General features: G+C 58.9%; 20 protein-coding genes. 9 read left to right on the top strand and 11 right to left on the bottom strand.

The features are described from left to right. Nucleotides 1–2: 2 nt before the first annotated feature. Entirely contained in the window at nucleotides 3–1301 is a 1299-nt protein-coding gene (locus BUA54_RS17650) for a TrbI/VirB10 family protein (protein WP_072858590.1), read from the top strand. Next, a complete protein-coding gene (locus tag BUA54_RS17645; protein WP_072858589.1) occupies nucleotides 1301–2287 on the top strand; it encodes an ATPase, T2SS/T4P/T4SS family in 987 nt (328 codons plus the stop codon). The genes BUA54_RS17650 and BUA54_RS17645 overlap by 1 nt, the downstream gene beginning before the upstream one ends. Nucleotides 2288–2460: 173 nt before the next feature. Here BUA54_RS17645 and BUA54_RS17640 read toward each other — a convergent pair whose 3' ends face one another. Then, nucleotides 2461–3159, bottom strand: coding sequence for a 5-formyltetrahydrofolate cyclo-ligase (locus BUA54_RS17640; protein WP_342742735.1), 699 nt, complete (start codon nucleotides 3157–3159; stop codon nucleotides 2461–2463). Between the two features lie 77 nt (nucleotides 3160–3236). Beyond that, nucleotides 3237–3335, bottom strand: coding sequence for a hypothetical protein (locus BUA54_RS21590; protein WP_245810784.1), 99 nt, complete (start codon nucleotides 3333–3335; stop codon nucleotides 3237–3239). Nucleotides 3336–3805: 470 nt separating this feature from the next. On the opposite strand from BUA54_RS21590, the gene BUA54_RS17630 reads away from it, so the two are divergent. Genes BUA54_RS17630 through BUA54_RS17620 form a run of 3 tightly spaced genes read left to right on the top strand, consistent with a single transcriptional unit; the run spans nucleotide 3806 to nucleotide 6491 of the window. Beyond that, the gene (locus BUA54_RS17630) at nucleotides 3806–4264 is read left to right on the top strand and encodes a MarR family winged helix-turn-helix transcriptional regulator (RefSeq protein WP_072858588.1); all 459 of its coding nucleotides are present in this window, start codon (nucleotides 3806–3808) and stop codon (nucleotides 4262–4264) included. Further along, nucleotides 4261–4788: a hypothetical protein gene (locus BUA54_RS17625; RefSeq protein ID WP_072858587.1), complete on the top strand. Its 528-nt coding sequence runs from the start codon at nucleotides 4261–4263 to the stop codon at nucleotides 4786–4788. The genes BUA54_RS17630 and BUA54_RS17625 overlap by 4 nt, the downstream gene beginning before the upstream one ends. Then, entirely contained in the window at nucleotides 4785–6491 is a 1707-nt protein-coding gene (locus BUA54_RS17620) for a bifunctional sulfate adenylyltransferase/adenylylsulfate kinase (RefSeq protein ID WP_072858586.1), read from the top strand. Before BUA54_RS17625 ends, BUA54_RS17620 begins: the two co-directional genes overlap by 4 nt. 157 nt (nucleotides 6492–6648) lie before the next feature. Here BUA54_RS17620 and BUA54_RS21410 read toward each other — a convergent pair whose 3' ends face one another. Together BUA54_RS21410 and BUA54_RS21405 are read right to left on the bottom strand one after the other, a co-directional pair. Next, entirely contained in the window at nucleotides 6649–6750 is a 102-nt protein-coding gene (locus tag BUA54_RS21410) for a hypothetical protein (RefSeq protein WP_218588306.1), read from the bottom strand. A gap of 175 nt (nucleotides 6751–6925) precedes the next feature. Further along, nucleotides 6926–7060: a fasciclin domain-containing protein gene (locus BUA54_RS21405; RefSeq protein ID WP_218588305.1), complete on the bottom strand. Its 135-nt coding sequence runs from the start codon at nucleotides 7058–7060 to the stop codon at nucleotides 6926–6928. Between the two features lie 178 nt (nucleotides 7061–7238). Between BUA54_RS21405 and BUA54_RS17610 the strand changes: the two genes are divergently transcribed. After that, the gene (locus BUA54_RS17610) at nucleotides 7239–7616 is read left to right on the top strand and encodes a response regulator (RefSeq protein WP_072858585.1); all 378 of its coding nucleotides are present in this window, start codon (nucleotides 7239–7241) and stop codon (nucleotides 7614–7616) included. A 92-nt stretch (nucleotides 7617–7708) separates the two neighbouring features. On the opposite strand, the gene BUA54_RS17605 is transcribed toward BUA54_RS17610, so the two are convergent. From BUA54_RS17605 to BUA54_RS17585, 5 genes are all read right to left on the bottom strand, one after another. Next, entirely contained in the window at nucleotides 7709–9103 is a 1395-nt protein-coding gene (locus tag BUA54_RS17605; protein ID WP_072858584.1) for a sensor histidine kinase, read from the bottom strand. Between the two features lie 273 nt (nucleotides 9104–9376). Next, nucleotides 9377–11470, bottom strand: a complete 2094-nt coding sequence (locus tag BUA54_RS17600; RefSeq protein WP_072858583.1) for a YecA/YgfB family protein — start codon at nucleotides 11468–11470, stop codon at nucleotides 9377–9379. Between the two features lie 89 nt (nucleotides 11471–11559). Beyond that, nucleotides 11560–13470 carry a type IV secretory system conjugative DNA transfer family protein gene (locus tag BUA54_RS17595; protein ID WP_178352780.1) on the bottom strand — a complete coding sequence of 637 codons (1911 nt, stop codon included), beginning with the start codon at nucleotides 13468–13470 and terminating at the stop codon, nucleotides 11560–11562. A 104-nt stretch (nucleotides 13471–13574) separates the two neighbouring features. Further along, nucleotides 13575–15494 carry a relaxase/mobilization nuclease domain-containing protein gene (locus BUA54_RS17590; protein WP_072858581.1) on the bottom strand — a complete coding sequence of 640 codons (1920 nt, stop codon included), beginning with the start codon at nucleotides 15492–15494 and terminating at the stop codon, nucleotides 13575–13577. Further along, entirely contained in the window at nucleotides 15491–16042 is a 552-nt protein-coding gene (locus tag BUA54_RS17585) for a hypothetical protein (RefSeq protein ID WP_072858580.1), read from the bottom strand. The genes BUA54_RS17590 and BUA54_RS17585 overlap by 4 nt, the downstream gene beginning before the upstream one ends. Before the next feature lie 432 nt (nucleotides 16043–16474). Here BUA54_RS17585 and BUA54_RS17580 point away from each other — a divergent pair, with 432 nt between their 5' ends. Together BUA54_RS17580 and BUA54_RS20920 are read left to right on the top strand one after the other, a co-directional pair. Beyond that, the gene (locus BUA54_RS17580) at nucleotides 16475–17254 is read left to right on the top strand and encodes a ParA family protein (protein ID WP_178352779.1); all 780 of its coding nucleotides are present in this window, start codon (nucleotides 16475–16477) and stop codon (nucleotides 17252–17254) included. Beyond that, entirely contained in the window at nucleotides 17247–17660 is a 414-nt protein-coding gene (locus BUA54_RS20920; RefSeq protein WP_143155484.1) for a hypothetical protein, read from the top strand. Before BUA54_RS17580 ends, BUA54_RS20920 begins: the two co-directional genes overlap by 8 nt. A gap of 247 nt (nucleotides 17661–17907) precedes the next feature. On the opposite strand, the gene BUA54_RS17570 is transcribed toward BUA54_RS20920, so the two are convergent. Next, nucleotides 17908–18831 (bottom strand): nucleotidyltransferase family protein, encoded by a 924-nt coding sequence (locus BUA54_RS17570; RefSeq protein WP_245810776.1) that lies wholly within the window; start codon nucleotides 18829–18831, stop codon nucleotides 17908–17910. Nucleotides 18832–19256: 425 nt separating this feature from the next. On the opposite strand from BUA54_RS17570, the gene BUA54_RS20915 reads away from it, so the two are divergent. Beyond that, on the top strand, nucleotides 19257–19553 hold the full coding sequence (locus BUA54_RS20915; protein WP_143155483.1) for a hypothetical protein: 297 nt from the start codon (nucleotides 19257–19259) through the stop codon (nucleotides 19551–19553). Between the two features lie 319 nt (nucleotides 19554–19872). Here the strand turns inward: BUA54_RS20915 and BUA54_RS17565 are convergent, their stop codons facing one another. Next, the gene (locus BUA54_RS17565) at nucleotides 19873–21057 is read right to left on the bottom strand and encodes a helix-turn-helix domain-containing protein (protein WP_084114527.1); all 1185 of its coding nucleotides are present in this window, start codon (nucleotides 21055–21057) and stop codon (nucleotides 19873–19875) included. Nucleotides 21058–21254: the final 197 nt, after the last annotated feature.

Raw genomic sequence — 21254 nt, 5'->3', positions numbered from 1 at the left:
AAATGGAAAACCGCGCCGCCCGCTTGAAGGGTGGCAAGAAAAAGTCAAACGTCCCTGCCCTGATTGGTGTGGCGCTGATAACGGGCCTCGCAGCCGGTGGGGCTGGCGTATCCTATCTGGTGGGGCGCGATGGTTCGGTGACGATCCCGCAACGCGACACGTCGGATGCGTCCGAATTTCAGCGTAAGGCGTCAGACGGCTTCACGCCGGTTATCGCCCTTGCCCCCGCCTTTCCAGTGACAGAGAGCGGCCCGTCGGAGGCGGAAATTGAACTGCAAAGGCGTCTGGACGAAGTGACCCGGCAACTGGACGCGGCCCGCAATCAAGAACCCGCCGCCCCTGTGGTCGATACGACGCAACTTGAAACGCTACAGACACAACTCGACAGTCTGGCGGCCGACATGGCGGCACGGTCGGCGGAGGTGCAGGATCTTGCTGCAAAGCGTGACCAGCTCAACCGCGACCTGGCGCGCACTCAAGCGGAAAATTCCAGTCTGCTGCTGCAAGTCAATCAGGCCACTGACGACTCTCTGGCCGAACAAATGATGGCGGAAGAACGGGCAGCGCGGCAACAGGAACTCGAACGGCGACGTGCCGAAGCGGAAGCCGTGCGGCAAGCCCAGATCAACAGTCCCATCGACGGCATGTCAGGCGGCGGGACGGAAAGCGAAGGCCGCGACTATACCGGCGATGAGGCGTTCATCCGTGCCGGGTCGGACAAGATCGCGCCAACGCAATCGCGCGTGATCGGTGCGCCGTCTAATACCGTCATGCAAGGCACCGTGATCGAGGCCACGCTGACCACCGGCATCAACTCGCAACTGTCTGGCACGATCACCAGCACGGTCTCCTACGATATCTGGTCATTCGACATGAGCCGGGTGCTGATCCCGCGCGGGTCGCAGATGTTCGGGCGCTACGCGAACGAGGTGGCCGTTGGTCAGAAGCGGGTGTTGGTCGCATGGGACCGGGTTGTGACGCCAAATGGACAGGTTGTGGACCTTGAAGCCTACGGGTCGGATCGGCTGGGACGGTCTGGTCTGACGGGTAAGGTCGACAGTCGGTTCCTGCAACGGTTCGGGTCTGCGGCGCTGATTTCGATATTCAGCGCGGCCCCGGCTGCTGCTGCGGCCAGTGTCCAGAACGACGAAAGCGCGATACCGGCAGAGGCCATCAGCACGGACGCCAGCGACAACGCCAGTGCGGTGATCGAAGAATACCTGTCACTGGCGCCGATCGTCACGGTCGAGCATGGCTCGGTGATTATGGTCATGGTCACGAACGATATGGAGCTGTTCTAGTGTCCTCCTATCTCGCGGAATATCTCAAGCCGTTCGATCCTCTCTTTCAGGATCGGACAGTGATCGAGGTCGTCATAAATGGCGACGGTCAGTGCTACGTCGAACGACAGGGCTTGGCTAAGATGGTGCGAGCCTCTGAACACGACATTACGCCGCAAGCGGCCAAGGACATTGCACAGCAAAGCGCGAATGCAAGCGCTGTGGCGCTGACGGAAAAAGCGCCATTGCTGTCCACGTCCGTTGAACACGCGGGGATGATGCTGCGCGTCCAGGCGGTGATCCCGCCCGCATCGGCCAGCGGCACGGTCCTATCGTTTCGGATATTCAGACCGGGCCATACCGGGGAGCCGCGCACCTTCTCTTTTCTGCGGGATGATGTGACGGCGTCTCAAGTTAAAGAGCGGACCCGAAAGCTGCGCCACATTGAGGTTATCGCCCGTGCGGGAAGCGTCGATGATTTTTTGAAGGAAGTGCTGCGGCTGGAACTAAACATCGTGATCGCGGGCGGTACGTCCACCGGGAAAACAGAATTGGGGCGGCGTATGCTCTACTTGATCTCTGATTACGAACGGCTGGTAACAATCGAGGATTCCTCCGAACTGCGCCCGCGTCAGCCCAACGTGGTCGGTCTGATCGCAGACAGATCCCCGGCCAGCCCGCGCACGGCGGAAAAACTGCTGCAAGCGACCCTGCGCCTGCGTCCTGATCGGATCATCGTGGGCGAGCTGCGCGGGTCAGAGGCGGCGACGTTTCTGGAAGCGATCAACACCGGCCACGGCGGATCGTTCACCACGCTGCACGCCCAGACCGCCCGCAAGGCAATGGATCGGCTGGCGCTGATGGTGATGGGGACGGGAACGCAACTGCAATACGCGGAAGTCATGCGGTATCTGCGTTCGACAATCGACTTGGTGATTCAGGCCGGTCGGGTGGGGAATGAGAGGGGTATCGTGGAGATATTTGTGCCGCCACTTGATCCTTTATAGCTGATAGATATCGCACATCGCTGCCTCAAGGGAGTAAAATTTTTTGAGCCCGAGCGCTTCGTCGGTCGCGAACTTAGATCCCTTGCGCAGGTCAAAGCGGGGATTTTCTGTGCCAGGCGGGCCGACTACATCACCAGGAATATCCTTGCGCCCTGATCGCCGGCATTGGCGCCTTATTTATCCTGGTCTTCTTCTTGGACTGCCTGGCGGGGAGGAGCGGACAACTGACGTTTCAGATGGGTCCCATCCGATAGCAATATCTCGGTCATCGGCACATCCCAGGGCATCGGGAAGATGCTCGGCAAACGACATCCAGAAAACCCGACACCGATGACCCGCGGCTGCGGGTCGAGCCGGACGAGAGTTCGGTCGTAATACCCTCCACCGTTTCCCAGGCGGTAGAAGTCGTCGTCGAAGCCGACGAGCGGCGCTATGACGAGCTCGGGCACGAGCGTCTCGCCTTCGGCCGGGACCAGGATATTCCAGAAACCGTGGATCATCCGGCTATTCAGGGACCATGTGCGGAATTCGAGGGGTGCATGTTCCTCGGTGATGACTGGAAGCAAGATCCGATGCCCGGCGGCGTGCGCGTGGTGCATCCAGGGGCGGAGGTCCGGCTCGCCCCTGATCGGCCAGTACATTGCAATGGTCATACGGGTCTCAAGTGCGACGGTCCTGTCGAGACCTTCGATCAAGCTGGACGTTGCTTTGTCCCGATCTCCCGAAGCGAGGGCTCGCGCGGCGATAAGGCGCGCGCGTTCTGCGCGTCTAAACCGCGCAACGTCCCGTGCAGTGTCGGGGTCGATCAGATGCCCGTCCACCAAGAGATGGGCGAAACAGGGGGTTGTGCCACCGTTGGTCTCGTCATCCATGATTGCGCTACCCGTATGTGCTGTTGTGATGGAAACAGGGTATCGTAATCCAAGGTAAAAACGAAGGCGTAGCCCATTTAAAAGGCCGCAAAGGAGATTTCTACAATCAAGGCAGCAATCAGCGAGACACCGAGCCAACAGGCCAAGAGTGGCAGCAGGAGAAACAGTAGCTTCACTTCGAAGAGCACGGCATGAACGATCCGAATTGCGATCGTCTTGCGCTCATCCCCTCAGCGCCGATTCAGAACGTAGCATAACACCAGGTTGAAGACGTAGTGCCACACCGTCGCAGCCGTGGCGCCAAGCACGACCAATAATCCCATCTTACACATGAAGTAATTGAAGGCTCTGGCGAAGATCGACGGGACGGTCAATGCCGATGAACTCGAAACTCACGGCTTGGGGAATGCGATCTGCGGCGCTGCGCATGGGTGGGCTGTCGGGCCGTCCCGCGTGCAAACCGTGTGTCCGGGCAAGGTCGTCATTGTTGCCACGACCATCAGGTCAGGACATCAGTTTTCAAATCGGCCTATGCCCGGGGCCGCGACCGGATGGACAAGACAAAAGATGCGACATATGAGATGCATCGGTTCCCATATATCATCTTGGATACCCGAATCATTTGGCCAGCAACGATCAGATTATCATGGATTCTGTCAGGCGGATTGTTCAGGCGCTTCGCCGGTCTTCCATGCGAACGGAGCAGATTTCGACCATAACGGGAGCGCAGGCGCTCGCTCTTGGGCATATTGGCCGCCATGAGGGGCTATCCATTAACGAGCTCGCCGGGCTGACCTGCACACATCAGAGCACCGTGTCCGAGGTCGTTGGGCGTCTTGAGGCTTTCGGCTTCCTTATCCGGACCCGATCGGAAAACGATGGGCGCCGGGTCGAGCTGCGCCTGACGGAGGCAGGACGAAAACTTACCAAAGCTCTCGAACCGACGATCCAGGAGGAGCTCATGAACGCACTGACGCGGCTGCCACCACAAACCCGCGCAGAACTCGCTGATGGGCTGGGTGCCTGGATGATGGAGGCCGGATTGGACGATGCGCCCATCGTGATGTTCTTCGAGCCCGAAGGTCCGGAAGACAGGAAACCATGAGCCGAAGGTCTGTCTACACTTCGGTCACCATGTTCGCACTTCTGGCTTCTTCCGGTTTTGGATCAACGCTAAAACCCGCTGCGGGTGGACAATACCCCATTGCGATGACGCATTGGGAGCTTTTGATCCTCGTAATCAGCACTGCGATGGCGATCATAACCGTCCCTGTCGCCCGTGCCCTCCCGCTGCTGTTCAGGATTGATCACGAAACCGACGGCAGGACACGATTTGGCCGGTGCCGCGCGGACCTTCTTCATTTCACTTTCGCACAGAAGATCATGAAGCAGTTTAGTTACCTGCTGCCACTTCTTGCTGGATGCACCTGCGCCTCCCTTGCTTCAACGATGACTCCGATCATGACCATAACCATGAGGATAGGAGGTCAGCCCGCCACGGGCATCAGATCCCGCCGGAATACGGGCCCCAGCAACCTGAAACTTTTGATCCCTGACTACCCGGCGCGGACACATATGCTGCGCGCCTCCTACCTGTTTTGCAAATACGAAGGACCTTCGGCCACATGATCCAATCCAACTTCAGCGCGATCCCGGAACTCTACGTTTCCGGAGAAACTGTCAAAGAACATCAGGAGCGGGCTGCGCAGCTTCTCAGTTGGGACCTCACCCGCCGACAGCTTTGCGACTTGGAACTGCTGATGAACGGCGGCTTCCATCCCCTCAAGGGATTTCTCGCTCGCAACGATTACGACGGGGTTGTCGAAAACATGCGGCTCGCGGATGGGACTCTTTGGCCCATGCCGATCACCCTCGATGTGTCAGAGCGCTTCGCAGCAACCCTCGAGGAAGGGCAAGAGATCGCGTTGCGCGATCAGGAGGGTGTCATCCTCGCCACGATGAGCGTCACCGACAAATGGACGCCTGACAAGACGCGCGAGGCGGAAAAAGTCTTCGGGGCCGACGATGTAGCCCATCCCGGCGTGAATTACCTCCACAACGAGGCCGGCAAGGTCTATCTCGGTGGGCCGGTCACAGGAATCGAGGCCCCAGCGCACTACGATTTCAAAGCGCACCGCTATACCCCTAACGAGCTAAGGATGATGTTCCACAAACTCGGCTGGAAACGAATTGTGGCCTTCCAGACCCGTAACCCGCTGCACCGCGCGCACCAGGAGCTGACCTTCCGCGCGGCCAAGGAGGTGCAGGCCAATCTTCTGATTCATCCGACGGTCGGCATGACCAAGCCGGGCGATGTCGACCATTTCACGCGCGTACGTTGCTACGAAGCGGTGCTCGATAAGTACCCGGCTGCGACGACGACGATGAGTCTGCTCAATGTAGCCATGCGGATGGGTGGGCCGCGCGAGGCGCTCTGGCACGGCATCATCCGCCGAAATCACGGCTGCACTCACTTCATTGTCGGTCGAGATCATGCCGGTCCGGGGAAGAATAGCCAAGGACAGGATTTCTACGGCCCTTACGAAGCACAGGAACTTTTTAAGACGCACGAGGCCGAGATGGGAATCGAGATGGTCCCTTTTAAACACCTGGTCTACGTTCAGGAGCGGGTGCAATATGAGCCGGCCGACGAGATCGAAGAAGGCGCAACCGTTCTCAATATCTCGGGCACCGAGCTGCGGCGTCGGCTCCGCGAGGGGATCGAACTTCCCGAGTGGTTCTCGTTTCCCGAGGTCGTCCGAGAATTGCGTCGCACCAGTCCTCCGCGCGCACAGCAGGGTTTCACGGTGTTTTTTACGGGGCTATCAGGCGCGGGCAAGTCGACTATAGCCAATGCGCTCCGGGTAAAACTCATGGAGTTGGGCAGCCGACCGGTGACGTTACTCGACGGCGATACCGTTCGAAAAAACCTTTCCTCTCAGCTTGGGTTCTCCCGAGAGCACCGCGACGTGAACGTCCGTCGCATCGGCTTCGTGGCAAGCGAAATTACCAAGAACGGCGGCATTGCCATCTGCGCGCCGATCGCCCCTTACGCGGCGACCCGGCGCGCAGTGCGGGAAGATGTTGAAAACCATGGCGCCTTCATCGAGGTCCACGTCGCAACCAGCTTGGAAGAGTGCGAACGGCGCGACCGTAAAGGCCTTTACAAGCTTGCTCGGGAAGGAAAGATCGAGGAATTTACGGGGATCTCAGATCCCTATGAGATTCCGCAGACACCCGAGTTGCGCATTCATACTGAAGGACCTGATGTCGACGACTGCGCCCAACAGGTGATTTTGAAGCTTGGGAGCCTGGGACTCATATCCGGGTAAAGGACAAGCCAGGAGGGCGTTCCTTTTAGTAAGGAGGTGCCCTCCTCACAGCGAAATGCGGGTGCCAGACAAACGCATCGGTTTTAAAAATTGAAACGAAAAGACCCGGTCGGTTCCACAACAGGATCAGCGCTAATGTCAGTCCCCCACTGCTCGCCTAAATGACTTCCAGCGGCGGCATGATGGCGGTGTCGATCACGTGAAACAAGCCGTTCGAAGCAGCAATTTCCGGTATTATCACGGTGGGATCGCTTACCATTACGGTGTCACCGAGACCTAGTGGAAACGTCCTGTCCTTCCAACGCAGTGGCCGTCATGCCATTGCTCATATCCATTAAAATCACCGCACCCGGCGCAGTATGGCAAGGTCGGAATTTTGATTAAGGTTCAGGATCGGCCAGCAAGCCTTTGACCGTGCTGTCAGACAGATTGGCTCAGGCTTCATCTGTGGGCGCGACGACAGTGAGCAGACTCTCAATCTTCAGCATCTCGACCAGACCTGCAGCTTCGACGGCGGCGACGAGAGTTGAGAACTTGCCAGCATCGATTTCAGTTTCGACGATGTCCATGGAAGCCACGTCAAACGCAGCGAAGCCGCCAGTGCTCAAGGTGATTAAATTGTAAAAAGGTTGCAAAAGGTGATGGACCGAGGTTGGGCCAGTGGACTGCTGTAGCACCCGTTGGACTTGACGCCTCGTCGGTATAACTTAACTTAGATCAGCAAAGATATGGTGGATAAACGAACTCATGCAAAGTCAGACATTGCCCGCCGCTCTGATAGTCGAAGATGAGTATCTCATCCGAATGGACGCAGTGGACATGATCCGTGACGCAGGTTTCAAGACATATGATGCCAGCTCAGCGGATCAGGCTATTGTATTGATGGATCTGCATCCGGACATCGGTATTTTATTTACCGACATTGACATGCCTGGCTCAATGGACGGGTTGAAGCTTGCATCATATGTCCGCCATCGGTGGCCTCCCGTTATAATCATCGTCGCATCTGGTGCCACTGGCATCGATCAGACGATGTTGCCCACAGGGGCCTCATTCTTTCCAAAGCCTTACCAGACCAGCCTGATCAGCCAGTCCTTCCGCGACATAGCGAGCAGCTTCGCATAACCGTGGCGGTCGCTGATGCTTATGCAAGGGCACTTGGTCAACGAGATAGGGACGAGCTAAAGATTTCGCGGGCCGTAATCTGACAGTATGCGTCAGCTTGGCCGCAATACGATGGTGCATCTGACTCCTTCAACATCGAAGTCATGCTCAACCTGGTGCGGGGCGGGGAAAAGGGCACTGCCGAGCAAGGTCGAACCGAAGCCACTTCGCTCGGGCGCAGTTACAGGAGGGCCTCCTTTCTCCTGCCACTCGATGTTAATGCCCGCATCTGCGATCGCCTCCCACCGAACTGTAACCCGACCCTCAGGCACCGAAAGAGCACCGTATTTTACGGCGTTAGTCGCCAACTCATGTAGGGCCATTGCAACAGGTGTGGCGAGCGACGTTGGGACGGCGACACCTGATCCTTCAAGAATGAAGGGATCATGGTCAGGGTGCCTGTATGGAGCGACGATGCGGTCAGCCAGATCCGCAATCAACAATTCTTCGGTGTCGGGTTGGAACATGAGATCGGTTGCCGCACTGATGGCCTGTAACCGCCCCCGAAACCATCTCAGGCCTTTATCCCGGTCATTTGCCGGCCAGCTCTTAGAGGCAATGGCGGCGATGACCGCAAAGGCGTTCTTCAGTCGGTGGCGCATTTCCATAGCGATCGTGGTCAGGCGTTGTTCCTGCCTGACACGGTCCGTCACGTCGATAAGCACACCGAGGGCCCGCTTGAACGGCGGCTGTTCCGGCTGAATGTCTGCCCTCAACAAGAAAGTCCGTTCTTGACCATCGTGCAGTATAAAGCGCACCTCGCTCTGCACCTTGGTGTTACCCTCTGCCATTTGCGCAGCACTTACTGCCTGCAAACGCTCCTCTTCCCCAGGAGCATAAAGACGCCGCAAATCGTCCGCCGATGGAATGGTATCCTGCGGCAAGCCAAACAGACGATTCAGTTCAGGTGACGGGCTGACCATGTCTGTCGCAATATCGAGATCCCAGACTGCAAGGTCTCCCGCTTCGATCGCCAAACGAAGTCGTGCCTCCCGGTCGGCAAGCGCCTCGCGCAGTACGCGCCGTTCCGTGACGTCCTGAATTGAGCCGGAATACGTCAGCGCGACCTCGGCGCCGTTGACCATTCCAAACTGCGCAAGGCCGTGGGCTTGGATCCAGCGTACCTCACCAGTATCCGGTCGGATGATGCGATAGGAGTAGACCTCAGAACTGCGGACCGCCGGATCGAGCGCCCTTCGCGCAATGTCGCGCGTGACTGGCAGATCTTCAGGGTGAGTCAGGGCGCGCACCATCTCCATCGTGATCGTACCGGTCTCCGGAAGTCCGAAGATGGATCGTGCCAGATCCGAATAACTGATTGTGTCCGTCCGCACGTCCCAGTGCCAGACGCCGATTTTTGCCGCGCGCACCGCGGCTTCAAGGGCTGCAACAGGAAGCTCCGGCGAAGACGTGTCAACCGGGATGGAGCTCAGTGGTGTCGGCAACATCTTCAAGGTCTCCGTTATTGGAACAGCGGAACACACCCCGGCACATAATCCGGCGATGCAGCTTGCCTGCGGCGTATTGCCTCATCTCAGTATCAGCGGAAAAAAATCGTGTTCAAGCCGGATTGCAGGCCTGACAGCGTGACACCCCGGAGACCTTCGGTGAGTGGTGGCATGGCGAGCATTAAGCACAAACCTACCTTCGAAAAGAGTTAGCGGTGATCGAAGCCTACAGGCTTCGAAACGGGATCAGATCAACCGATTTAAAGGTGGGCCTCATCCATCGACCGCCCGTGCAGCCATGCCGACGAGCCAGCCGGGCAGCAACGGCATTAATGTTGATTGGATGTTATCATACTTCGCCCCTTCCCTGATCAGCTGCAGGATTTTCTGATCGTCTTTCGAGAGCCCCCGCTTCGGCCAGGCGGCTGCGATCGTACTGGCGAGGGCAAAGCCGGCGAGCCAGTCTTTGAACCGCTCTGCCGCGCATGTCCTGAGGCCCGATCCAATGTCCCCATCGAAAGCGCTGTCCTGAATGACATCGTATCGCAGCATGATGATGTCGAGCACGCGATGTACTTTGTTGCCGCCGGGAAACGCGATGCCATCAAAAAGTGGCGGCAGCCAGTCCGTCGGTGTGACGAACCGCGGCGCCACGATGACTGCGGTCAGATAACCATCGATCATATCCGGACTGAGCGGGGTTTTGCGGAGCAGGCGCTCCAGCTCGCCTTTTGATTCAGGCACGATGTCAGGGCCCATGTCATCGTCTTTTTCCAGATCGTCCAACTGGGATACACCGTCTTCTCGCAACCCTTCGCCGCCCTGTTCTGCGACATCCAGAGTCAGCGCGACGATCATCTCAAAGATGGGGATCTTTTTCAGCGCCCGGCCCGTATCCAGACCTTGGGCGACCGCCGCAAAGACCAGCCATGCGTCGCCGTCACCGTGGCGCAAAATTACGGCCGACCGTGCGAAGAGCGATGACCAGAAGCCGCGTTGCGTTTCCAGATGCGCCCAGACCGCCTGCGTCGCCTGACGCTCGGTTCTGACCTCCTCCAAGGCCAACAATAGCTCCGCATCGCTGACAAACCAGCTCGACGATATTTCGTGGTCGCGCACCCACGAGATGCTGCGGTTAATAAGCTGACTACGCTTGACCGCAGACATGGCGGCCAACTGGGCGTCAGGATCGGAAATGTCGGTGATCGACCTTGCCGAGATAGCGTATGGCGCGATGTCGTGGAGCCCGAGCATCTCTGCCACATCCAGAAGACCCGGCGCCGGAGGCAGGCCTGCAGCAAGACCCTCGCCAATTGCCGCGGCCAGTGCAGCCGGCAGATACTCAGCCGGCACATCGTGCATCGGCATCGACCCTTCGATCTCAGCGAGCGTTCGCCGCTGATCGCTGGCACTGCTGCAGGGGATGGCATAGGCGTCCTTGATGCCGTGACCTGTCTTGAGCAACAGCGCCGCAATGCATTTTTGGCTGCCGCGGCTGACACTCGCGAGAATGCTCTGGCTTCCGGTGCCGTCAGGCAATGACGACACCAGTCGATGGAGCGTCCATGGCCGTTGGACAGACCCGCCGGAAGGCTCATACCGCAGCGCATCCTTGATCCCGCGATCGAGAACCGTCCTGATGTCCGGATCCGGCATCCACTTGCGCAGCTGGATCAGATCGGAGAGCACGCCTGCATCCACGCCACCAGCCTGTGCGAGGTCGGCGAACCCCTGGGCCGCCGCGCTGCGCATCTCGCCCACCGGATCGAGCAATAAATATCGCCCGACTGCGACCGGCTTCGGGACGCCAAGCGCCACCATCTGCGTGACGAAGAGGACCGCTGCAGGTCGGGGCATCGCGCCCATGGCTTCGCGCAGGATCATGTACGCCGGGTAGCCCGTGACGTTGTCCGGGATCAGGTCACGGATCAGCTCTGCAATATCGGGCATGTCCATGGTTGCGATGTCCGCATCGTCAGCGGCAGCGTCGAGGCTGAATCGGATCCCGTCGGGTGGCTCCAGTCCCGCCTCGATGAACGCCCGACACAGCCCGACTTTTTGTCGGTTGTCAAAACCTTGCGTTGCCACCTTTATGTCCAGCCAATCCTCGAGTTGTGCAAAGATGGCCTGCGCGTCCTTCTCGCGGTTCTCGCGGTTCATGCGCATGGCGGCAAGAACGGCGCTGAAGAGTGCAAGCAGGTCATCGGGAAGCTCAGGCTCATCATCCATCAGCGTGAGCATGCCCGACACCGCGTGACGATTTGCGGCGATGCGCGGCGCCCAAAAGTCAGTCCACCGATAAACAAGGTGGTCATCCCCGTGCCCGGGCCGTTCTGCGATACACGCTTCTATGATATTCTGACTCATGGCGACGATCTTACCCGTTCCAGACAGGGGATAAAGTCAGATCATGACCACCTGCGAGGCCAGCACGTACGGCGCAAACCTGGCCGGGCTCAGACCTCTTCCGTGAGCCGTTTCGTCGTCTGTGAGAGCTGGCCTTCGATGTCCTGCGCCATGCCCAGTAGTGCTGCCTGCCCGGCTTCGGTCAAGGTACCATCCGGCTTCGGTTTGACGACCTTCTTGACCCGCGGGGCGACTGAGGCTGCCGTCTTTGCGGACCGGATCTCGACGATCGCCGCCTCGGTCGTCAGGGCAGTCTCAGCGTCCTTTTCCTGCGCCGCGGCCACTGCGGCGCGGACGTCGGTCATCGTCATGGTTTTTTCAGACGGATCCGCTGGGGGGAAAGGATAGGATTGCCCCTCTTGCGCGGCATGGATCTTCAGAATTTCCGCGGACTCGTAGTACTTGATCCGGTTGGCAAGGATCGGGTTCTGGCGTTCCGGCAAAATGATAATCTTGTCCGGGTCCATGTCGCGGATTTCCTGCTTGGACAGCAGCGGGCGGTGCTCGGTGCTGCGGGTGACACTCCCTGCCCCGAAGCCCACATCCGTCATCTCGCGGGTCCGGCTGACGGTCGCACCCGTGCGGGTCCCCAGCGCTGTCTCCAGCTCACCAGCCGTAAAATCCTCGCTGGCTGAGATATAGAGTTTGACCTGACAGGCACTCTCGATCGCTTTAACCTCTTCCGGCGTGTAAGGGATCGACAGCAGACCGGGGACAGACTGGGTGATGATCGCAAAACGCCCACCGTGGCCCGCCGTCTGTTTCATCGCCTGCACCATCAGCGGCATGTGACCCAGCTGGTCAAACTCGTCCAGCAGCATGAAGATCGGCCAGGGCTCATCATCCTTTGGCTTTGACGACCGCAGGAACGAGATCAGATCGGCAAAGAACAACCGGATCAGGGAATTGAGCCGTTCGATGTCCTCCGACTGGACCACGAGATAGACCGATGCCGGGGTGCGCCGCATCTGGGTGAAGTCAAAGTCATTCCGGCGCGTGACCCGTTCGACCCGTGGGTTCGCCCATTGCGCGAGGCCAGCCACGTTCAGGATCGAGATGTAGCTTTGCTGGATCTTGGCATCGAGCGACGCCTTGGTACTGAACTCACGCGCCGCCGGCGGGTATTTGCATTCCCGGGCTGCCGCATGCAGCAGATCGGCGGATGATTTGCCGAGGTCCTCGCCCTGCCCCGTGCCGAATAGGATGCGGTAGATCTCACCCATCGTCGGATTGCCGCGCTGCACGGCCAGGATACCGGCCGCGACAAACAACAAAATCGAGCCTTCGAGCCAGTCCTGCTTGCCGTCAGATTGCAGGAACAGCTGTGCGATCCGTTCCAGACCGGTCCACAGTTCTTCCATGTCTTCGATGTCGAGCAGCCGGGCCAGTGGATTATACTGATGCGTCGGGTGTTCAAAGTCGAGCGGCGCGAACCTGTAGACCGCATCGCCCATCCGCTGGCGGGCCCGCGCGGTCTCGTCCCAGAGCTCACCCTTCACGTCCAGCACGACCATCGAGCCGGGAAAGGTCAGGGCATTGGGAATGACGAAGCCGACACCTTTGCCAGACCGCGTCGGGGCAATCATCAGCACGTTGCTGACGGTGCTGTAGAGCGACGCGACATAGCGCAGGCGGCGGGTCCGGAACGGGAGCGCTCTGTCGAGGATTCTATGACGGGCCTTCACCTTAATCGGCCGATCCGGTCGTTGCGCCGGGGGCGTGATCTGCTCGCCCAGAACAAACCCGTAGCCGGGCGCGTTGATCATCCTGTTCTTGCGCAGGCTGGACAGGGATTGGAAGCGGCGTTCGCCGTAACTGACCAGCCGGTCCCAGATGACGGTGACGATGGAGATGACCACGAACACCGCGACGACCCCTGCGACGATCAGATGCCCGGTCAGGTAAGGCTGTGTCCCCCACACGCCCGCCGCCACGGATCTGGCGTGCAGCAGGACGTCCATGGTCAGGATGTCCCGTCGCAAGGCGAACGTCAGAAAGACGCTGGCCAGCGCGGACCCTGTCACCAGCCCGCAGAAGATGGCCAGCAGGCTCGCGAAGAGCGCTCTCATATCGAGTAGCCCAGCCCGCGGGAATAAGTCGGATCGACGGCCTCAAGCCCGGTCTCGATCTCGTCTAGCTCCAGGCCGACATCGAGGGACTTTGCGGATTTCAGCAGCTCCCTGGCAGCCAGACGTTGGGAGGCCGGTGTGGTGAGGTAGGCGGCGAGCGGATCCCTGTTGCCGGACGCAATCTCCTGCATGGCCCCCCTGCCCTCCAGGGCTACGAAGGCCGTCAGCACTTGGCGGCCGGTGGCGCTGTCAGCGAGATCGGCGCGGCCCGTTGAGGCCGCCGTATGTGCGGCGTCCTCCAGGATCTGTGCAACGCCCGCGCGACTGTAGACCCGACTCGCGGCGATCAGCGTCTCTTCGACCTCGGCCAACCCGAGCTGGAAGTCGCGATAATCCTCCGCGGCCGTAGCGACCGCCGCGGTGTCGGACAGATCAGACCCGCGATGGGTTACGATGCGGGTGATATCGCCCCGCTCCCGCTGCGCGCTTATCTTCGGATCGTCCAGGCGTGCGATCAGCCGTTGTGCTATGTCACCCGGGTCCAGTCCGAGTGCTGCGGAGGTGTCGATGTAGGCTGTCATGGCGCGCGGGATCTCCGCCAGATCGTGGCTGTGCATCTCGGCGTAGGCCTCGGCAACAACAGGCAGGATGGGTGCGAAACGGGGCGCAACCTCGCCGGTCACAAGGTATGCATCGAACGCCTGCCCTCCCACGAACGCCCGCAGCAGGTCGGTCTTGTCTGGACCTGCATAAAGGGCGGCCCTAGCCTCCAGCTTGTCCATATCAGGGATCAGGTAGGACGACGGTGCCACGCCAAATCCCGCCCAAATGCTGTCTTGGGACAGATCCTCCGTGCCGTCGGTCTCGATCAGCGTCAGCGCCGCATCGATCTTCGTCATGACCTGCCTGCGGGTCTCCTCCGGCAGGGCATCGAGGGCGTCGCTGTTCTGCTCCGCCCAGCCAATCAGTGACACACGAATGTCCGCGCGGTCCGCCGTTACGTCGAGGTCGATATCCATATCCTGTCCTTTCGGGACGTCTTTGCCTGCGAACAGGGCCGCGGCTGAGAGTTTTGCGCGGCTGGCGATCATCGGTGCACCGATCGTCTCGGCAAAATCGGCCAGCACCGTGTAGAGGGTCGCGGTCCGTTGCATGTCCTCCCGACGCCAATCGACAGCGAGATCTTCTACGACGTCAGCGCCCCGTAACCTGCGCCCCTCGCGGGCGGCGAAGACCGCGGCACTGCCGATCGGATCGCGGTAAAGCCCCCGGTCGGCGCGGCTCAGGCTTTCGAGCCTTACGCCGTAATCGTCGGCAATATCCGTCATGCGGTCCCGCATCATCTGCGGATTGAACACACCCGCAGTGGAGATCGAGAACCACGCCCCCCCTGCCCCGCGGTTGTTCAGCACCACATGCACATGCGGGTTTGCCGTATCCGTATGAAGGGCGGCCACGTACTCCCAGGTGTCGGCCACGTGGATCTCGCTCTCAAACATCTCGGCGCACCACTCCTGCGCGATCAGGACCGCGCTCTCCTGCGAGACGTCATCGGGGAACGACAGCACCATGTGGCTGGTGTGCCCGTTGCGCGGCCTGCCGTGCCAATCCTGCGCCCAGGCCTCCATCATCTTGTCGAGGTCGGCCTGCGCAAAGGCATCACCCTCGCCGCAGACATCTGTGGCGAACCCGAAGATCGCCTTCGCCTTGCCGTTCACATAGGCCAGCTGACCCGCCAGTTGCGTCGGATGCTGCACACCGGCCCCCGGGATGCGCTTCACAAACGCACTCCCGCCTGAGGTCAGGCTTTTCCAGATCCGCTCGGCCCGCGGCTTGGCACCGCCGCCGACAGCCGTCCGGCCCATGCCACGGTTGGCCCGGATCAGGATCTCGTCGTAAAAGCCCGCGGCACTCATAGCCGCGTCGCCGCGTGCAAGGCCGCCCTGCCCTTCTGCCGCACCTCCCGGAACGCGCCAGACACATGGCCGTCGAGTGCCACATAGGCCTGCTTCAGCCCCGTCAGAAACGCGCGGTCTGCCGGTGACAGAACGGCACCCCCCATCCGGGCGGCCTTGTTTAGCGCGAAAGCGATCTGATTGAGATTGCGACCCTGGGCCTTCAGCTCGCCACGCACCTCCGACAGATCGATGAACTCGTCGCGACGCAGTTCCAGAAAGCCAGTCGCCCCCCGGATCAGCGACCGCAGGGCAGCGGTCCGTGACGGCAGACCCGCGTCGACCACGAAGGCCTCCAGTGCGCGGAACTCGGCGTCAGACAGCCGCAGATGCACGACATGAGACGCCCGGTCCGCTTTGGCGTGGCCATGACCCAGGGTCTTCCTGAGCGCATAGATCGTCGAGACATGGACGCCGAATGTCTGCGCAACAGCCTTGGGTGCCGCACCCTCCAGGAGCATATTGCCGGCCGCTGTCTTGTGCTGCGTCGTGAAGGATTTGAGTGTCATGTCGGCTCAGCACGAATGTGTATCACAGGGAACATATCCTGCTACCTCTTCCTACCCCCTCACGACGCGCGCCACAACGTGAAACACACGTTTTGCGTGAGCGACGTGCAAAGGACAGTGTGGCCAGCGACGGCTCCGCCGATCGCGCCACTCCGTTTCCTGGCGCAGGCGTTTTGCCGCGACATGAGACCGGCCTTCTTCGGACGTCCGTCGCGTGATGAGCTCAGAAAGGCGTGGCATTTCGCGACGGCGCAGCAATGACAGATCGCATTCATCATTTGAATCAGCGCGATGCGCGAATGGCGCACGCGCCACGTACGATGGTCATTGGCTGATCCGCCGCGGGCCACCCGCGATCCGCGATACCATACGCGCCATCACGCATGAGCCATGTGCAGTGCGCCATGCGACATTTCGTATGCGCGATCCGCGTTGCGCCATGCGCCAAAACAATCTAAGGAAGAACTGCTCTTAGCAGGTGATCGGCAGGAAGCCGGTCGCACCAGTCAAGGATCCCGCATGCGCGTCATCACTTTTGCATCCACCAAAGGCGGCGTCGGGAAATCGACACTCGCCGCCCTCTGCGCTGACGGATTGCTGCGTGAGGGCGCGCGCGTCCAGCTGATCGACCTCGATCCGCAGGGCACACTGACCAAATGGGCGGAGCCGATAGCCCAGCGGTCCCCTGCCCTTCTGACGTCACGGATGGCACCGATCGCCGGCGCCAGTTTTGCGCAGCACTACAACGCTCTCATCACGATCCTGGAGGACGAGACCGACTGGGTCATCATCGATACCGCCGGATCCGACGATGTCAGGCAGCTGGCGGCCCTCGCGATCTGCGACCTCGTGATCTCGCCAAGCGGTCCGGTCGAAGCTGAAGTGATGGGCGTTCAGAAAACCCTGCGATATCTTGAAACGGCTTTGCAAGAGATCGGATCCACGGTCCCGCCCATGGACATGCTGCGCGTCGTCTACCAACGCCCGAACGGATTCCCCAATGCGGAGATGCTTGTCATGCGAGAGCTCATCTATGATCATTTCGGGGCGGTTGACGCCATCCACCAGTCCGCCGCCATCATGAGCTTTCTGGGGCGTCGCATGACGACCGCAGAGGCCATCACAGCCGGCAGCGATGCCGCCCCCTTCCTGAAAATGCAGGCGGCCGCGGATAAACTGACGCAAAGCCTGCGAGGTCAGTTCGATGTCTGATGGTCCCCGCCGCCGCCTCCCCCTGCCGATGGACGACAGCGACGAGAAGATTCTGTCGCGGACACTCGAACGAGGAGGGTTTAAATCTGCAAACGGCAACGCTTCGCAAGAAACGGCAAAATCTTACGACGATAATAAACCGCGCGACGCAGCACCGGCTGGCTCTCTGCACGCCGCAACTCCAGGCGTGAACGACATCCAGCCGGAAAGCATGTTCAGCCGTAACGACCTGCGACCGCAGATCGGTCAGGCAAGCGCGCTGGCCGCCGCCATGGCCGAGGTCTTCGCAAAACTCGACCCCGCCGCGCGTAAGTACGTGAAGCCTGCAAGCGTGTTGAAAGATTTCCTCGCTGAACACGACGATGAGCTGGCGAAGATGTTTCGGGAATCAAATGCCTTCAAGTGAAGGCTAAACAAAAGAACCCCCGGCGCCATTGTCCTCACCGTTCACGCCAAGTTCAAAGGCGTGAACGAATGCATGGGCCATGTCCCGTCGGGCGCGGTCATGATGATCCTCTTGCGCACTCCCGCATCAGCCGTTTGCCGCTGCTGCAGAGTGCCCCCCTCCCCCTTTAACCTGCCGGATCATCGCACCGGATCACAATGTAGATTGAGCCGCTCTCCACAGGTCACTTCAGAGCTGCACTTCGAAGTCACCAATCGACACCTTCCTTTCCGTCGACAATGAGTTGCCCAACCAGATCCCGGAAGCTTTCTGGCAACGCTGAGAGTGCAGTGTCAGTGAAGGGAAGCCCAAGGTGCCGTGTCGCAATCTGCGCGACAAGGTGTGCCTGATCTTCGTCACGCCCGCGCTTCGCTGGATCCCGAGTCGGGTCATTGCGGGCGATCCATAATTTTTGCAGGGCATAGGCGCGTGGATCGAGAGTAACAATTCGGACGGGCAGTCCGCGCTCATCAATGGCAATGGTCTCGAACTTCGGAACGTTCAACAGCCAACGACTGCTGTCCGTTGAGGTGGCGATTAGATCATCCGGGTCATCAGACAGGCGGGCGGAACCGTAACGCATGATGCGATCATGATCCTGAGGCTCAAGCAGATCGACCATGTATCCGTCCCTGTTCGCGGCCGTGTAGGTTTTGTTCGATGGCCTGCTAAACGAACGGTCGACGGAGCGCAGGGCTCCGATGAGTCCGCGCTCATCAACATCGCCCGACACCCGCAGACGGCGACGGGCGTCATAAAGCACATCGACATCGCCGGTTGCCAGCATAGCACTCTCGATCCGTAGAGCCGCCGCGGCTTCATAGGCGTACAGAGCGTTGGTCCCAACGACGACGAGATTGGTCCCCAACCATCCGATGTCATCCAACTTTCGCAGGACGCGTGCGGCCAGCACCGGGACGCGGCCCAAACCTCTGGCGCGCAGGATCGGTGCGCGGTCTGCCAATTGTTGGCGCAGTCCTGCGATCTGATCGTGCACACGTGCCTGCCCAGCGAGGAAGGCGCGCAACGTCTCTTCAGTCTCGGGCGTGCGACGACCGTAAGACTTACGTGTCGAACTCGCATAGGGCCGCCGAATGAGATACTCAGCATCCCCACGGGCTTCGAATTTCATGGACCCACCGTAGCTGTGACGTGCCTCACGCTGTGACGTGCGCAACAGGCTATAGCGTTCTCGCGCATCAACTAGATCTCGGACGCTGTCGCCATCTAGTGATTTGATATTGCTCATTTTTGCCAATTAATGTTGAAAATATAAGTATCATTGGCAAAATTATTACACTCCATCAATCGAAATCACAATATTCCGTGTGCGTATAAGACGAGTCTCGGCGCAGGGTGCGGAGCCCTTCCCGATCAGTTCGAAGGCGTTCAGTCGCTCCATCAGATCACGACCGATATCACCTCAAAAGATTCCCTTCAGATCGTCATCCTTGATACCACCAATGCTTCCCGCGAAGTGAGGTTGCCAATCTCAATTTAAAGATGACTTTAGATATACCACCTATCCGGCCTGGGACATAGGGTACTGATCAAAAGTTGGCCGCGGCCAACATCCTATTAATGCAAATTGATGTGGTGGGCTCCAAGACCATTGACGATGAGGCAGACGCCTCTGTTTATCTGAAAGGCAGAGCAAATCTGTGGTTAAGAAATGAATCACCCAGTCGGGGATCATTTTCCAGAGCATTAATAGGTGGAGAAATATTGGCGCGCATTCTTAAAGCTTGCTGGCTTCATTTTGAACGTAAGACGTGTATCGAAAAGCTTGATCAAAACACCATTGGCTACAGTGGGTTTGGACTGCTTTCAGTTTATTTGATAATGACAGCTTAGGCTGGCGTCCTGGTGGGGTCCGCCATGGTGCAGTCGGGTCAGAGCTATGACACAGATGCAATGGCCCATTTCAGTACACAGGGCCGTGATCAAAAAAATGCAGATCGGATCCTCTCTCCTTTAAACTCTGAAATAAAGCTGTCCGGTGCCAACTTCATCTACCCATTTGCTTGCCCGGGATGGGAAGCTGTAGTTGTGGGGCTGTTCTAAATGAGAAGCGCTTTCACTAACCTTCGCTCCGTAGGAGTTGGCCGCGGCCAACTCCCGACTTTTGGGGCGATACAAGGGATATCAACATAGCAGAGATCTGTAGGTTGCATCACTCAGAGGTATACCATCTCATATCGGGAATGAACATTTGACTTAGTCTTGCGCCAGTCTTTAACAAACTTCTAAAATAACCTGTGGGGTCGGCAATGGTTGCAACACGTGCAGCGATCTCATTTTGAGCTTCAAGCGCAGATCGCCAGCCATTCGATGCAATACCACTTGCCAAAACGTTCGGGTTAATTCTCAGTATCTTCCCGAACTCATGAACAATTTGAAGCGCGTGATGATCTGATCTCGGTATTTCGGGGTAGAAACTTCGAATATGTGTTAGCTCTTGCCAGAGATCGGTCAGCGACTGAAGTGTTTTTTTTGTATATGATTTTGGAGGTTCTTTGTGCCGGTCATTTCGTCCGTCTGTGGCGGACGTTTCCTGCGGTTCTGCATTTTGTTTTTGGGCGACACAGGAGGGTTCAACCGGAACGTTGACCGTAGTTTCGTTCAAAGTCTGATCCGGTTTTTTTACGGCACAGGTGTCAGCGATGATGCCTTTGAGTTTAAAGATGATGGCGCGTGCTTCGATGACAGTCGTTGTAGCACGACGCAGGACATTGCGAATGCTGTCGAGAAAGCTTGTGATTTCCTTGTCGACGTCGAGATCGAGACAGGCCATACGAAGCGACTGGATACAGGACCGCATCCCGCGCAGCTCGGCCGCGTCGTCGCGACGTTGTTGCGCCAAGTCGATAATTTCCGCCGACCGCGCCAGAAGAGGTGACAGGTCGATCCCGAAGGCACCAATGACCTTGCCAGATCGTTGGATTGGAAATCGTTTCCCGTTGGCACTGTCTTTCCTTGAGATCAGGCCGACATTTTCGAGTGTCTCCAAATGCCGACGCAACTGGCGGTCAGTGATGCCTTTCGCCCTGAAGCAAAGGGTCGCGTTGGCGGCGTAGACTGTGAGCAGTGTCAGCGGCGTAATTGGATTGTCGATACCCGTTTTGGGATCCCTGCACGGTAGGCAGCTCAAAAGAGCGTCGATGACGACAACCGATGCTGGGCGCAACCCAAGATCTTTCGCGGCGGTATTGACCGCGGCCAACAGATCACGGCGCCTGATAGGATGAAAATATGGCTGCTGCGCAACCGTTCCCACACCATCAAATGCGGTGCTTTCATTTACTGCACAGATCGACTGTGCCCCGGCTTCAAGAGCCGTTGCTGGATGGTGGTACATACATTTTCAGACGACAAAATGATACCGGTCACCGAAATCGGTGTTGCAGCGTTCAAAATTTGGGGGTACCAATGAATTGCAGTAGATCGGGACCCTCTGGAGCGCTTAACCGCCTTCGGGGGGTTTCTTTTTGTGTGGTGTCTGCCTCCTCTAACTGGGTTTCTTGTTCGTTTGGGGAAGTTGGCCATGGCCAACTA

Origin of the sequence: Loktanella atrilutea (genome assembly GCF_900128995.1) — a bacterium.
In the GTDB taxonomy this organism is placed as follows: Bacteria; Pseudomonadota; Alphaproteobacteria; order Rhodobacterales; family Rhodobacteraceae; genus Loktanella; species Loktanella atrilutea.
Note: the sequence above shows the minus strand (reverse complement) of the source record. Positions and strands in the feature narration are given on the sequence as shown.